Genomic DNA, 14,527 nt, shown 5'->3' with positions numbered 1-14,527 from the left:
TATCAGGTGTCTACCAAACAGGGGTCAGGTCCAACAACCAGCGCTAGTACAAAACAGCCAGCGGCCAGTCTTCCCTACTTTGTGGCGGAAGCCCCGGCCGATGTTGTGGTTTTTATCGGGCGCCTGCTTAGTTGTAGTAACTGGCCTTGCCGATGATGCCGTGGACGATTTCAGCGATGTGTTGGGCGTTTGTGCCGGTGCCCTGTTCGATCTGAGTGCGGCAAGAAAAGCCATCAGCGATGACAACCTTGCCTTCCGTGGCTGCCTTCTTCACCTTCGGGAATAGTTCGCGCTCCCCCAGCGCCATGGACACTTCAGCGTGGCCTTTCTCAAAGCCCCAGTTGCCGGCCAGGCCGCAGCAGCCGGTAGCGATCTGTTCCTCGTTGATGCCCAATGCCCGCAGCACGGCAGCGGAATGTTGCGGATCGCCTAATGACTTTTCGTGGCAGTGCACCTGTGTCAACGCGGAGACATCGCCCGGCGCGATGACGCCGGCGGCGACGAATTGCTCAAGGCGCTTGGCAATAAACTCGCTAAACGAGTGGGTGTTGCGCGCCAGGTTTTTAATCACTGCGCCGTATGTCGGGTCGTCGCAAAGCTCAGCGGCTTCATGTTGCAGCATCACGGTGCACGAGGGCTCCACGCCAATCACAGGCAGCCCGCGGTCCAGGTAGGGCTTCATCACCTTGACCGTCTGCCGCAGCACGCGCTTTACCATGTCGAGCTGCCCAGTCGAGTGCCAGGTCAAACCACAGCACACAAACTCCTGCGGTATGACCACCGTGTACCCGAGCGCTTCGAGCACCTCCACCGTGGCCGTCGCGGGTGAAGTACCCAGAGAGGAATTGAAAGAATCCGGCCACAACACCACGGTGCGTTCCCCCGGTGGCAATGGTGGAACTGGAGCGGCCGAAGAAACTGCCTCATCGCTACTTTCCGTGCTTCGGTTTACCGCGGCGTCGCCAAGCACGGGCACCGGCTCATGCTCTTTGTGCCACTTGCGCAGCGAGGTATGCGCGAAGTGGATGAGCGGACGGCCAGCATCCAACCCGGAGACTTTCGCTATAAGCGGCGCCAGTCGCGGCGCAGACATCACCTTATCCAACAGCGTGGGCACCACCGGAATCTTGTGCGCCACGTAGCCCAAAAGCGGCAGCCAGCCCATCACATAATGCGCACCCGGACGCAACTTGCCCTTGTAGTGGTTGTGCAGGAACTCCGCCTTGTACGTCGCCATGTCCACGTTCACCGGGCATTCGGAAACGCACGCCTTGCAGGACAAGCACAGGTCGAGAGCTTCCTCAACCTCTTTGGAACCGAAGCCGTCCTTGATGGACTCGCCACGGAACATCTCACTGAACATGCGGGCACGGCCGCGGGTCGAGTGCATCTCGTCGCCGGTAATCTGGGAGGACGGGCACATCGAGCCTGTCTCACTGCGGCACGCGGATACACCCACGCACCTATTGATGGCGTTGACCAGCGAGCCCTTGTCCTTGCCCAACTTGTGCACCGGCGTGAGCTCAAAGCGTCGCTGCCCCGGCGCCATGCGCAGCCCCTCAGTCACTGCCTCCGGCTTTACTAGAACGCCCGGGTTAAAGAAATTCTCCGGATCGAAAATCTCCTTGAACTGTTCGAATAGCTCGCGCATCTCCTGCGAGTACATGCGGTCCAGCAACGCCGAGCGTGCGCGGCCATCGCCGTGCTCGCCCGAGAGCGAACCACCGTGGGCCGAGACCAACTCCGCTGCCTCATTCATGAAGGATTCGAACTGCGCGATGCCCTCATCCGTGCCGAAGTCGAAGGAGATACGCACGTGCACGCAGCCCTTACCGAAGTGACCAAATGGAATACCGCGCAGCTCATGCTTTGCCATCAAAGCGTACAAATCCCGCAAATAGGCCGCCCGCTTGCTCCTGGCCCACCTTGGAGCGCAGCGCCTCCAACAGGCCGCCGCCCATGCCCTCGATTGTTACCACGTCCGGCATGCGAAGCTTCGCCGCTGCCGCCGCCCTTCTCGACGCACGAGTCGAGGAAATCTGGGACGCTCACACTGGCGAGTTTTAAAGGCGCTTCTTCTTGCGCAGCGGGATTCGGCGGACGATAGCGCGGCGTTCTTGGAGAGTCTCACGGCCGCACAGCCAAGCCACGAGCCCCATGGCGGCCACGCCCGCGCATACCGCGAAGGCTTTGGCGAAGCCGAAGTAGTCCGCCAGGCCGCCAACCACGATGGGACCAAGAATCTGGCCAAAGTCACCGGCCATCTGGAAGGTGGAAAGCACCTGACCGCCGGAGCGCTTGTTGCCCACGACGTCGCCAATAGCGGCAGTCTGCGCCGGATTGATAAGCCCGGAGGCGACGCCGGCAAAAGCCGAGACAATGAGCAGCGTCGGGATGGTATCGGCCAAGCCCATAAGCCCCACGAACACGCCCGTGCCCACCAATCCGATGAGGATCATAGGACGACGGCCGTAGATATCGGCCCACCTGCCAGAAAATTGCAGCACCACAGCGTTTCCCGCAGCGAATACAGCTAGAGCAAAGCCGGAGGCAGCGGCGCCGTTATGAAAGACCGAGGCGGCAAACAACGGCAGCACGGAAACTCGCACGCCCATGTTGATCCAGCCCTGCGCAAAGTTTGAGGTCAACACCGCCCGATACGCGGTATCGTGCCATGCCTCGCTGAGCTTCATCGGCGGCAGCGCCGCGCCCGCAGAACCATCGCGCGAAAGCGAAGGCATGAGAACCCAGACCACAACCGCCGCAAGCGCGACGCCCGCGCCATAAAGCACGAAAGGCCACCTAAAGCCCATAAACGCGAGGCTGGCGCCAAGCAGCGGGCCGATGATATTGCCAAGCAGGAAGGCCGTGGCATAGGTTGCAGAACACTTGCCGCGGATAGTCGGCGGCGAAAGCTTCACGATAAGCCCCATGGCAGAGACCGTGAACATCGTGGAACCGATACCCGCCAGGGCGCGAAAGAGCACGATGTGCCAATACTCCTGGGCCACCGCTACGAGCGCCGTGGTAATCGCCACCGTAAATAGGCCCGTCAGATAGACCCAGCGCGAGCCAAACTTGTCCACGAGCTTGCCCGCACCGGGCGCAAAGATGAGACGGCTGGCGGAGAAAATCGAGACCACCATGCCCGCGGCGGCCATGGATACATCGAAGCTCACCACGAACTGTGGAAGCAGCGGCGCGATGATGCCGTAGCCCAAGGCGATAATGAAGGCCGCCGAGACCATAATCCAAATTTCACGGGGGATCTTTGGCACTGCTTGCGGTTTGGGCTCACCGGCACTTAATTCATCTGCTGCAATAGCTGCTTTTTCATTGTGGGGCATAGCAACATTTACCTTAACCCGCTTGGCAAACCGGCAGCTAAGGATGGAAATGACACTAGAAATAGTTTAGAAAAATCCCAATTCGAACAAATTTTCGCACAATTTTCTTTTCATGTCAGCTACACCAATTAGGTTGTGCGCCATGAAGAACTTCAAGAACTCCCCTGCTTCCACAAACACCTGTTTCGGCATCCGCCACGCCGCAAGCCGGCGTGCACGCACTACCCATAGCCATTCGCATGTGTCCGAGCGCCTCCGCGCCGGCGAGATAGCCGCTGACATCCTCTTCCATGAAACAGAAACGCTCAACGCTCTAAACGGGATAGTGCGCCATCCACGCTCGCTGGCGCGGCCCACGCCAACATGGCGGCCACCATTAAAGGAGCTTCCGGCAGTAGCAGGCTTTCCGGCACTAACCATGGCAATAACGCGCCATCGTGTGGGCGAGCGCGCCCGCGCACGAGTCTTGGGCTATGGCGAAGACCGAGTGCCCGCGTATCTCGTCTCAGTACGAATTACTGATTCGACAGGAGCCTCTGTTACCCCGGAGCTTGCCGAAGCATGGGTGCGTGCAATGGTGCCGCCGGAGCTAGCAAACGCTGTCCACGAGCTAACCAATGCCGAAGCGCAGCGGTTCGTGTGGCTGGTTGACAGTGCCTACCTTCCGGTTCACTCTCCAGTCTCACTCTTCGCAGGCTTTAGCCAGGCAGCATAGCGGCTGATACCACGGTCCATATAGCGCAAACCGCGGCGAATGCCATCGCCGTGCCCAAGGTTTTCGCTATTTTCACGGAAGACGCTATCCGCAATTGCTGCGTTTCCGGGATAGACGGCATAGGACCGCAAGCCGGCAGGGGCAAAACGGATGAGGAGACACGCCGCAACGACCGTGAAGGCCTTGTCAATGGAATCAGAGGTAAGCGCCTGGCAGATAATGGCCAAGCGGTCATTTCCAGTTACCATCTGGTAGAAGTTCAACAGGCCTTCACGCCCGATATCGCCTTCCCCACCGAGCGAATAGATCGTGGGATAGACGACAAGCATGCCGGACAAGCATCCGGCCAGCAGGCCAATCACGATGGTGGTTGCCACGTAACGGAACATGCGCCGTTGCGCCAGCGCACCGAAGATATACCCTACGAACATGGACACAGGGATAAAGGCTAAAGGATGCGCAGCATAACTAGCGCTCAGCACAGAAGCGCCGAGGCCTGTAGCCATACCCAAGGTAGGCCCATACAAAATGGCAACCACGATAGTGCCCAAAGTATCGAAATAAAAGGGGATGTTCGTTCCTACCACCAAAGAGCCAATAAGCATATTCAGCGCCATCCCCATCACGGGGTTGAACATCATATAGCGCGGAAATAGCCCGTACCTAGAAAGTAATAGGCCCGCAGTTGCAACCAAGCCCAACGCCCAAATGGTGATGGTCAAAGGGCTCGAGAAGGTATAGGTTATCTCCCGGAACTGCGGGGATGTCGACATAGACCACGCGCCTGCGGCAACCAGCACCGAGAAGAGGACGCTTAGTTGACGCCAGCGATTGCGGAAGAGGCCCGATACGGCGCCCAGTTTAGAGCTCATCCTCGTCATCGTAGTCATCGATGACATCATCATCTTCATCATCTAGCGCTTCATCCTCATCGTCGTCAGCGCCGAAGATGTCGTAGACGTCGGGCTCCTCAAACTGTGCATCGTCGAAGGAAACCAACTGACACTCCCAGTCCAGAGCTTGATCGGAGACCAAGCTCAGCACATCAAAGAGGCGATCGAAGTCAGTGTAGGTACCAAGCTCCAAGGCCTCGGCCGGGACTTCAATGATTGGGGCGGAATCGTGAGCCTCGCCGGCTTCAAACAATGCAAGACGCTGCTCCTCGCTCAAGTCATCGTCCTCGTCCTGCTCCCACAGCTCGTTGATAGCTTCATCCTCGAGCTCGTCAAACTCTTCCTCGTCAAAGTCGAATGCCAAGAAACGCACGATGGCAGAGGGCACGCCATCGACAGTCTCAACGAGCACGCGCAGCTCAGAGTCGTTAGCTACCTCAGCCACGACGAGGTTCGGGTTGAACTCATCCTGCATAAACTCAAGGTCCGCAATGCGCTCATCGGTGCCTTCCAGCAGGTCCCGCAAAACCGTCACTACCTGATCGGTAGCGATGTGCTTTGCCACAGCCTCAACTGCATCATCCACGGAGAAGGCCACCGAGACCAGCACGGCCTCAAAGTCTTCATCGTCTTCATCCACATCCGCTGCCGCAATGTAGACATTCGCGGCAGGCAGGATTGGGTCAATTTCCACTAGTTGAATCTCAAGATCCGAAGTAATGGGCACAAACATCACGTCATCATTGACGCGGGACTCAATTCCCTCAGCGTCCAACGCAGAAGCGATATCTTCAAAAAAGCTCATCAGTGCAATCCGTCCATGTGGCAGTTGGTCACCATGGCAATCACCAAGGCTCCTCAAAGCCTACCCGTTATCCTGCTGCCGTGTTTCTAAACCGAGTGCAGCCAAAAGCTCGGGTCGACCGCTTCCCCACTCGAGCATGTGATAGTTCTGCCATGCTTGGCGACGCCGCTCGAAGGGCGCATCCACGACCTGCGGCTCCGAGTCAAAAATCATGGTCTTGCGCTGGCTTGGCTCATAGCGCGGCCAGTTCTCGTTTGGCCGGCCAGTATGGATGAAAGAGGACCACTGCGACTGCATGAGTTGGGTCATGTCATCCATCAGGGCACTATCACCCATGCGGGTCAGTGCGGAGACCCGGGAAGCGCCAGGATCGCCGAAGATATTGGACAGCTCCATCGAGTGCATCGCTCCTAGCCCAAGCCACTTCAACGCCGCTGGCGCAAAATCGAAGCGATACATCCAGGTCTCGTGCTCCCGCGAGTGCGCATCGGCAACTCGTACGGTGGGCGCCCAGAACAGGGCGTCGGTAAGCAGGTGCGCAAAATCCTGCCGAGCAACTGCCCCGCCATAGGCCTCCACCACCGCTGGGGCGTTGACCTCGTCGAAGGAAGCAAGCAGGCGCAACGCGGCGCGCCGGCGCGCACTCTGACGCTGGTAGAGAAACTTGCCAAAGCTCGCCTCGTCCGAGTTCGTCCCCACCAAAAGCGGTACATCGGCTTGTTTGCCTTGGGCGAAAGCCTCCAACGGATGCAAAGGAATCAGATCGTCATCCACCGTGGGCGCGTAGCAGGAATTCAAGTGGAAAAGCTCGCCCGCACGCCACATCATCGATTGGCCGGCGCGCACTATGTCGCCGAATTCAGCCTCGCGCAAATCATCCACGCTGGCCGCGCGCGGCAAGGCCATACGGTTGACCAACTCGCGCGCCCAGAACGTTGATTGCGCCCGCGAATGCAGCATGCCAATCGGCGGCGACTGCGCAATCGCACGATGAAACAGCCCGTGCGCACGCGGCACCGTCATCAGTGTCAACACCGCTGCGCCACCGGCAGATTCACCCATCAAGGTGATGTTGCCATCATCTCCGCCGAAAGCGGCGATATTTTCCTTAACCCACTGCAAGGCCAGGAGCTGATCCGATACCGCTGGATTGGCCGAGCACTCGCCTCCCAGGCTGCGCAGATCCAAATAGCCCAGCGCCCCCAAACGGAAGTTGATGGAAACGTAGACCACGTTCATCTGCGCAGCCAGTTCGAATCCACGCAGCATAAGCATGTGCGAGGAGCCAACGATGAAACTGCCGCCATGGATGTAGACCACCACCGGCAGCTTTTCGTCGTTGTCTGGGCGAACGACGTCGAGATGCAAGCAACCCTCTCTGCCCGCGACGCGATCTTGCCAAGAATAGATAGGCTGCGGGGCTACTGGACCAAAGTCATAGCACTCGCGTACGCCTTCCCAACTGGGAGCTTTCTCGGCAGCACGAAAACGCTGGGCGCCGCTGGTATCGGCGCCGAATGGAATGCCCCTCCAAGAGCGCACGGGCGCGGAAATTGGGCGATCTGTACGGAGATCTTCTTCCCTCGTGCCACGTACCCAGCCAGATGAAGTCCGTACCGTCAGCTCGTCTTCCCACACGTTGGCTGCGGCCTCCGCCGCAGCGCGCGCACGACGATGCGCATCCGCTGCATGCATGCGGGCAGCGGCGGAACTAGTTTCACGGGGTACATCCCCGAAGCTCCCCTCAGCTTTCATACTTCTAAGACTAGAAAAGTTTCTGTCATTTAGACGAGTTTGGATACTTAAAAAGTTCTCGACCAACGCTATCGCTAAATCCACAGCAAGCGCTCAGGAAAAAGCAGAGACACTTCGCTACGGTGGTTTTACAACAGGCAACCAAATACCGGTTGTCATAAACAGTTTTAGAGGTGATTTAGAAGATGAGCATTTTAGATAAGGCAAAAGGCGCAATTGAAAAGAGGGTTTCTAACAACGCGACGGGCCCGGCAAATCCCACCAACTCCGACAATGTTTATGAGATCAACCCGGAGGAAGCCAACCGCGTCACCAACGCGCTTTTAGATGGCCTAGACAAAGCAGTCGCAGCGCAGTCTGGTGTTATCAAGAAATACGTTGATGGCCTTCGCAAACGCAATCCGGAGTCAAGCCCAGCACAAATCCAAGCAATCCTCGATAAGCACTTGCTTAACCTAGTCTCTGGCACTGGTGCTGCTGCCGGTGCTTCCGCCGCAGTTCCGGGTGTAGGCACCATCGCCGGCATCGCTGCTATCGCGGCAGAATCCGTGGTTTTCCTGGAAGCTGCCTCCTGGTACGTATTGTCTTCTGCTTACCTGCGCGGTGACAACATAGAAGACGAAGAACGGCGCCGTGCCCTGGTTCTGCTGGTGCTGACCGGTTCTAAGGGCAGCGCCTTGGTTGACACCTTGGTCGGCGACATGGGCACCGTCAAGGGCGTTACTTCCGCAGCCACCCTGTCGCGCTTTACCGGCCCAACCCTAAGCGGTCTCAACGGCCGTCTCACCAAGCTTTTTGCCAAGCAGGTAACCAAGCGCCTGAAATGGGCATGGGTCTCCAAGCTGATGCCAATGGGCATCGGTGCAGTGCTCGGCACTTCTGCCAACCGGAAACTTGCCAAGAAGGTAATTGAGCATGCTGGCGAGCAACTTTCGCCTTTGCCCACCTCATAAGGGGCGCTTTCACCCCTGACCTAGTGAGCAAAACAACTCGGAACGTATCATGGTTGAAGACACTTTTCGGGGTGCTGTGTGCACCCGCGCAAAGGCCCTACTAAAGTCCCATTAACGAACCGTAATTAACAAGGAAATGAGGCGAATTCCTGCCGTGAGCAACTCGAGCATTTTCGGCCCCAATGCGTGGCTGATTGACGAACAGTTCCAGCAGTACTCAAAGGATCCCAACTCCGTAGATAAGGAGTGGCGCGATTACTTTGAGGCCAACGGAGCACCGAAGAACGCGGTTTCTGCCCCAGCAGCCGCTGCACAATCCTCCGCGAAGAAGTCCACTCCGGCGAAGCCAGCTGCAGATTCTGCTACCCCGAACGGTGCGCCAGCAGCAAAGCCAGCGAAGGTAGCAGAGAAGCCAGGCAAGGATTCTGACTCCAAGAAGAACTACCCAGATTCCCCGCTCGATCGCATCGGCGAGGCTCCGGAGGCTGGCGAGCGTCAGCTCAAGGGCATGTTCAAGGCAATCGCTAAGAACATGGACGAGTCCCTCGAGATTCCAACCGCAACCACCGTGCGCGACGTTCCAGTCAAGCTGATGTGGGAAAACCGCGCGATGATCAACGATCACCTCAAGCGCACCCGCGGTGGCAAGATTTCCTTTACCCACATCTTGGGCTACGCCTTGGTCAAGGCGACCCAGATCCACCCCGACATGAACGTCCGTTACGAGGTCAAGGACGGCAAGCCGACTGTCGTACAGCCAGAGCACGTCAACCTGGGCCTCGCTATCGACCTCCCGCAGAAAGATGGCTCCCGCGCACTCGTTGTGGCAGCGGTCAAGGAAGCCGAGAAGATGTCCTTCTCCGAGTTCGTTGACGCATACCAGGACATCGTCAACCGCTCCCGCCAAAACAAGCTCACGATGGATGACTTCTCCGGCGTCACCATCAACCTCACCAACCCGGGCGGCATCGGCACCCGCCACTCCATCGCCCGCCTGACCAAGGGCTCCGGCGCCATCATCGGCGTCGGCTCCATGGATTACCCGGCTGAGTTCGCCGGCACCTCCGAGGACCGTCTGGCTGACATGGGTGTAGGCCGTCTGGTCACTCTGACCTCCACCTACGATCACCGCGTCATCCAGGGCGCGGAGTCCGGCGAGTTCCTGCGCACCTTGGGCCAGCTGATCACCGATGATCGCTTCTGGGACGAGCTGTTTGAGTCCATGGGCGTTCCTTACCAGCCATTCCGCTGGGCACAGGATGTCCCGAACACCGGCGTGGACAAGAACACCCGCGTCATGCAGTACATCGAGGCTTACCGCTCCCGCGGCCACCTCCTCGCCAACGTCAACCCACTTGGCTGGCGTCAGCCGGGCCTGCCTTGGCCGGATCACCGCGACCTTGACCTTAAGACCCACGGCCTGTCGATCTGGGATCTGGACCGCACCTTCAACGTCGGCGGCTTCGGTGGCCAGGAGACCATGAAGCTGCGCGACGTCGTCAAGCGTCTGCGTGATGCTTACACGCTGAAGGTCGGCTCCGAGTACGCCCACATCTTGGACCGCGATGAGCGCAGCTGGCTGCAGGATCGCCTCGAGGCTGGCATGCCAAAGCCATCCAACGCTGAGCAGAAGTACATCCTGCAGAAGGTCAACGCTGCTGAGGCATTCGAAAACTTCCTGCACACCAAGTACGTCGGCCAGAAGCGCTTCTCCCTCGAGGGAGCTGAGTCCCTCATCCCGCTGATGGATGCCATCGTGGACACTGCTGCGGGCCAGGGCCTCGACGAGGTCGTCATCGGCATGCCGCACCGTGGCCGCCTGAATGTCTTGTTCAACATTGTTGGCAAGCCACTGGCTGACCTCTTCGGCGAGTTCGACGGCAACTACAAGGGTGGCCAGCTCGGTGGCTCCGGTGACGTTAAGTACCACTTGGGTTCCCAGGGTCACCACATCCAGATGTTCGGTGACGGCGAAATCGACGTCAGCCTGGCTGCTAACCCGTCTCACCTCGAGGCCGTTGACCCAGTCTTGGAGGGCATCGCCCGCGCTAAGCAGGACCTGCTGGACAAGGGCCAGGACGGCTTCTCCGTTGTCCCAGTCATGCTGCACGGTGACTCCTCCTTCAACGGCCTGGGCATTGTTCAGGAGACCATCAACCTGTCCCAGCTGCGTGGTTACACCACCGGCGGTACCGTCCACATCGTGGTCAACAACCAGGTGGGCTTCACCACTACCCCGGATTCCGCACGTTCTACCCACTACGCCACCGACCTGGCAAAGGGCTTCGATTGCCCGGTATTCCACGTCAACGGTGACGACCCAGAGGCAGTTGTCTGGGTTGGCCAGCTGGCTACTGAGTACCGCCGCAAGTTCGGCAAGGACGTCTTCATCGATCTCATCTGCTACCGCCTGCGCGGCCACAACGAGGCAGATGATCCTTCGATGACCCAGCCGGAGCTGTACTCCATCATCGATGACCACAAGTCTGTCCGTGAGATCTACACCGAGGAGCTCATCGGCCGTGGCGACCTGTCCGAAGCAGACGCTGAGGCTGCAGCTCGTGACTTCCACGACCAGATGGAATCCGTCTTCACCGAGGTCAAGGAATCGGAGGCCGGTGCCCCTGGCGAGCAGCACGGTATCACCTCTGCGCAGGAGCTGACCCACGGTCTGGATACCTCCATCACCGCCGAGGAGATCGAGGAAATTGGCCAGGCCTACGCCAACGGCCCAGAGGGCTTCGAGTACCACAAGCGTGTTGCCCGCGTTGCCAAGGAACGCCTGAAGACCTCCACCGAGGGCGGCATCGACTGGGGCTGGGGCGAGCTTATCGCCTTCGGCTCCCTGGCTAACCAGGGCAAGCTGGTCCGCCTGGCCGGTGAGGATTCCCGCCGCGGTACCTTCACCCAGCGCCACGCTATCCCGGTCGATCCGCGCGATGGCTCCGAGTACAACCCGCTGAACTACCTGGCTCAGACCAAGGGCAACGGCGGCCGCTTCCTGATTTACAACTCCGCCCTGACCGAGTACGCAGGCATGGGCTTCGAGTACGGCTACTCCGTGGGTAACCAGGACGCACTCGTTGCATGGGAGGCACAGTTCGGTGACTTCGCAAACGGTGCACAGACCATCATCGACGAGTACCTGTCCTCCGGTGAGGCAAAGTGGGGCCAGCTCTCCAGCCTGGTTCTGCTGCTGCCGCACGGCTACGAGGGCCAAGGCCCAGACCACTCCTCTGCCCGCATCGAGCGTTACCTGCAGCTGTGCGCTGAGGGCTCCATGACGGTGGCTCAGCCTTCTACCCCGGCTAACCACTTCCACCTGCTGCGTCGCCAGGCGCTGGGCTCCATGAAGCGTCCGCTGGTCGTCTTTACTCCGAAGTCCATGCTGCGTAACAAGGCATCCGCTTCTGCTATCTCCGAGTTCACCGAAATCAAGCACTTCCAGTCCGTCATCAATGACCCGAACTTCGTTGACCACGAGGGCAAGGTTGTAGGCGACGCCGAGAAGGTCAAGACCATCATGCTGGTCTCCGGCAAGCTCTACTGGGAGCTGGCTAAGAAGAAGGAAGCAGACGGCCGCGATGACGTCGCAATCGTCCGCCTCGAGATGCTGCATCCGATTCCGTTCAACCGTCTCGCAGAGGCATTCAAGGCCTTCCCCAATGCCACCCAGGTTCGCTTCGTCCAAGACGAACCAGCAAACCAGGGCCCATGGCCTTTCTACAACGAGCACCTGCGTGAGCTCATTCCGGATATGCCGGAAATGGTCCGCGTATCTCGCCGTGCGCAGTCCTCGACTGCAACCGGTATCGCCAAGGTCCACCAGATCGAGCAGAAGAAGCTGCTTGAAGAGGCCTTCGATGTCTAAGGCTTAAAAGCCAGATATAACGGCTAAAGCGCCCTTGCCGCCTCGAATAGAGGTAGCAAGGGCGCTTTAGTATATTTTCGAAAAAGCAAGCTCTACGAGGAGCTGCTCAGCAGCCAAGCTAGGACTTCGGCTTGCTCGAATTGTCCTTTTTCTCATCGCCGGAGGTCAGATCGGATCCTCCGGAAGAGTTGGAATCACCGCCGGTATCCATGACTGTGCCCGCATTGGATTGCGAGTTCCAATCACTTACGGTTTGCTCCAGAGAACCGGACTCGTCGGTCTTTTCCAGCAGCTCACGGATTTCCCCATCGGTCAAAAACTTGGTCAGGGAAGACACTGCGAGGCGTTCCTCACGGTCAAAAAGACCCTTGTAATAAACCACGACGTAGTTCTGCGGCAGATCCGGCTCCGCTTCCTTGCACCCCTGCGCGCTGGAAGGCGCTACCACCGCGAGGTCCGGCGGTAGCGCATTCATCAGCGCCACGTGGGTAGTAGCCAAGAAATCCTCGCCCGAGGGGTCCTTTTGGTCTTCCTCGTAGCGCTTCGAAATCTCGCGTGCGGCAACAGGGTTGAAGGCATCGAGCAATTCACCGGTGCAACCGATGTAGAAGTTCGTTGCGCCGTCGCCGCTCTCGATAAGCGGGAGGTTCTGCTCGTTAGCAGAGGTGGCCTCCAGTTCCTCATTACTGGCCACATTTGCGGCTCTGCCCTGGGACTCCAAAGTCTGCTTATACAACTCAGCGAGCAACAGCTGCCGCTTGGACTTTGGGTTGACGGATATGGTTACCGCTTGGTGCAAGCCAGGCTTTTCATCCGCCGAAGGATCAAATTTGGTGCAGGAGCTCAATGCAGCCAATGCCAGTCCGGCAGTCGCTAGCGTCGCTACAAGGCGGCGGGATCGCATCGGCACAGTTCTCCTTAAAGTTATGGTTCTTCCTAAATATTCCTAAAATTCTACACGGCACTGCTGGGCTTTCCGACGCCGCCTTATCCCAGCGTTTTCCTGTATTTAATAAGGGGCTAAGATGGGTTGGGTTATGACTAGCGCTATTACTGAATCCGCCGTTCGGGAGGCCCTTAGCCGGGTTGAAGACCCAGAAATCGGCCGCCCTATCACCGAGCTCGACATGGTGAAATCCGTCGCCATCGACGGCAATGACGTCAGCGTCGAAATCTATCTGACCATTGCCGGCTGCCCGATGAAAAACACCATCGAAGCCAACACTCGAGCCGTCCTCGAGGACATCGAGGGCGTTGGCAATGTCAGCGTGACCATGGATGCCATGAGCGATGAACAGCGTCGCGCTTTAAAGCAGAAGTTGCGCGGCGGCCAGGCTGAGCCGGAGATTCCTTTCGCCAAGCCAGAATCCACCACGCGCGTGTTCGCGGTGGCCTCTGGTAAAGGCGGCGTCGGCAAGAGCTCCACCACCGTCAACCTCGCAGCCGCGCTTTCGGCCAAGGGCTTAAAAGTTGGCATTGTCGACGCCGATATCTACGGCCACTCCGTACCGGGCCTGCTGGGTTCGACCGCCGGCCCCACCGTCATTGATGATGAAATGCTGCTGCCACCAATTTCCCACGGCATCAAGCACATCTCCATTGGCCAATTCGTCGAGGGCAACGCCCCTGTGGTCTGGCGCGGCCCGATGCTGCACCGCGCGCTGCAGCAATTCCTGGCTGACGTCTTCTGGGGCGATCTGGACGTTCTACTGCTCGATCTCCCACCCGGCACTGGCGACGTCGCGCTTTCCGTGGCTCAGCTCATCCCGAACGCCGAGCTGCTCATCGTCACTACCCCGCAGGCAGCAGCCGCGGAGGTGGCAGAGCGTGCAGGCTCCATCTCGCAGCAGACTCGCCAGCGCGTAGCCGGCGTTATTGAGAACATGGGCGCCATGGTGCTGCCTGACGGTTCCACGATGGATATCTTTGGTACCGGCGGCGGCAAGGTTGTAGCAGAGCGCCTTAGCACCATCTTGGGCTACGAGGTGCCTGTCTTGGCTGAGGTGCCGCTCGATCCGGCTCTGCGCACCGGCGGCGATGCCGGCGAACCAATCATCACCGCCGCCCCGGATTCTCCTTCTGCAACGGCAATCAAGCAGCTAGCGGATAAGCTCGCCATCCGCAACGACTCTCTGGTGGGCAAGACCTTAGGTCTGGGCGTTACCCGCCACTAAAAAATTAGGCAGAC

9 protein-coding genes and 1 pseudogene are annotated in these 14,527 nt (G+C 58.8%); 4 read left to right on the top strand and 6 right to left on the bottom strand.

The genetic code is table 11. The features are described from left to right. Window positions 1-127 precede the first annotated feature (127 nt). Window positions 128-1,930 (bottom strand): annotated as a pseudogene (locus HMPREF3155_RS12390) (FAD-binding and (Fe-S)-binding domain-containing protein); the annotation flags it as partial. Between the two features lie 133 nt (window positions 1,931-2,063). Further along, window positions 2,064-3,347 carry an MFS transporter gene (locus HMPREF3155_RS12385; protein WP_082778585.1) on the bottom strand — a complete coding sequence of 428 codons (1,284 nt, stop codon included), beginning with the start codon at window positions 3,345-3,347 and terminating at the stop codon, window positions 2,064-2,066. 142 nt (window positions 3,348-3,489) lie between these two features. On the opposite strand from HMPREF3155_RS12385, the gene HMPREF3155_RS12740 reads away from it, so the two are divergent. Further along, the gene (locus HMPREF3155_RS12740) at window positions 3,490-4,062 is read left to right on the top strand and encodes a hypothetical protein (RefSeq protein ID WP_246815057.1); all 573 of its coding nucleotides are present in this window, start codon (window positions 3,490-3,492) and stop codon (window positions 4,060-4,062) included. Here the strand turns inward: HMPREF3155_RS12740 and HMPREF3155_RS12375 are convergent. From HMPREF3155_RS12375 to HMPREF3155_RS12365, 3 genes are read right to left on the bottom strand one after another with little or no spacing between them, the layout of a single operon-like run. After that, the gene (locus HMPREF3155_RS12375) at window positions 4,017-4,934 is read right to left on the bottom strand and encodes an ECF transporter S component (RefSeq protein WP_141744855.1); all 918 of its coding nucleotides are present in this window, start codon (window positions 4,932-4,934) and stop codon (window positions 4,017-4,019) included. The two genes, HMPREF3155_RS12740 and HMPREF3155_RS12375, sit on opposite strands and share 46 nt — an antisense overlap. After that, complete coding sequence (locus tag HMPREF3155_RS12370) at window positions 4,924-5,760, bottom strand: DNA primase (protein WP_070433464.1); 837 nt, start codon at window positions 5,758-5,760, stop codon at window positions 4,924-4,926. Before HMPREF3155_RS12370 ends, HMPREF3155_RS12375 begins: the two co-directional genes overlap by 11 nt. Before the next feature lie 60 nt (window positions 5,761-5,820). Further along, complete coding sequence (locus tag HMPREF3155_RS12365) at window positions 5,821-7,515, bottom strand: carboxylesterase/lipase family protein (RefSeq protein ID WP_070433463.1); 1,695 nt, start codon at window positions 7,513-7,515, stop codon at window positions 5,821-5,823. Between the two features lie 185 nt (window positions 7,516-7,700). On the opposite strand from HMPREF3155_RS12365, the gene HMPREF3155_RS12360 reads away from it, so the two are divergent. Continuing rightward, entirely contained in the window at window positions 7,701-8,468 is a 768-nt protein-coding gene (locus HMPREF3155_RS12360) for a hypothetical protein (RefSeq protein WP_235591029.1), read from the top strand. Between the two features lie 154 nt (window positions 8,469-8,622). Beyond that, a complete protein-coding gene (locus HMPREF3155_RS12355) occupies window positions 8,623-12,339 on the top strand; it encodes a multifunctional oxoglutarate decarboxylase/oxoglutarate dehydrogenase thiamine pyrophosphate-binding subunit/dihydrolipoyllysine-residue succinyltransferase subunit (protein WP_210385674.1) in 3,717 nt (1,238 codons plus the stop codon). Between the two features lie 118 nt (window positions 12,340-12,457). On the opposite strand, the gene HMPREF3155_RS12350 is transcribed toward HMPREF3155_RS12355, so the two are convergent. Continuing rightward, complete coding sequence (locus HMPREF3155_RS12350; RefSeq protein WP_070433461.1) at window positions 12,458-13,243, bottom strand: hypothetical protein; 786 nt, start codon at window positions 13,241-13,243, stop codon at window positions 12,458-12,460. 133 nt (window positions 13,244-13,376) lie between these two features. Here HMPREF3155_RS12350 and HMPREF3155_RS12345 point away from each other — a divergent pair, with 133 nt between their 5' ends. Continuing rightward, window positions 13,377-14,513 (top strand): Mrp/NBP35 family ATP-binding protein, encoded by a 1,137-nt coding sequence (locus HMPREF3155_RS12345; protein ID WP_070433470.1) that lies wholly within the window; start codon window positions 13,377-13,379, stop codon window positions 14,511-14,513. Window positions 14,514-14,527 lie beyond the last annotated feature (14 nt).

Source organism: Corynebacterium sp. HMSC06D04, assembly GCF_001807315.1.
In the GTDB taxonomy this organism is placed as follows: domain Bacteria; phylum Actinomycetota; class Actinomycetes; order Mycobacteriales; family Mycobacteriaceae; genus Corynebacterium; species Corynebacterium simulans.
The sequence above is the reverse complement of the archived record's forward strand: the minus strand, read 5'-3'. Positions and strand labels throughout refer to the sequence as shown.

Coding starts and splice junctions, on each gene's coding strand:
- HMPREF3155_RS12375 (WP_141744855.1), bottom strand. CDS start 4,934: ATGAGCTCTAAACTGGGCGCCGTATCGGGCCTCTTCCGCAATCGCTGG.
- HMPREF3155_RS12740 (WP_246815057.1), top strand. CDS start 3,490: ATGAAGAACTTCAAGAACTCCCCTGCTTCCACAAACACCTGTTTCGGC.
- HMPREF3155_RS12385 (WP_082778585.1), bottom strand. CDS start 3,347: ATGCCCCACAATGAAAAAGCAGCTATTGCAGCAGATGAATTAAGTGCC.
- HMPREF3155_RS12370 (WP_070433464.1), bottom strand. CDS start 5,760: ATGAGCTTTTTTGAAGATATCGCTTCTGCGTTGGACGCTGAGGGAATT.
- HMPREF3155_RS12345 (WP_070433470.1), top strand. CDS start 13,377: ATGACTAGCGCTATTACTGAATCCGCCGTTCGGGAGGCCCTTAGCCGG.
- HMPREF3155_RS12350 (WP_070433461.1), bottom strand. CDS start 13,243: ATGCGATCCCGCCGCCTTGTAGCGACGCTAGCGACTGCCGGACTGGCA.
- HMPREF3155_RS12365 (WP_070433463.1), bottom strand. CDS start 7,515: ATGAAAGCTGAGGGGAGCTTCGGGGATGTACCCCGTGAAACTAGTTCC.
- HMPREF3155_RS12360 (WP_235591029.1), top strand. CDS start 7,701: ATGAGCATTTTAGATAAGGCAAAAGGCGCAATTGAAAAGAGGGTTTCT.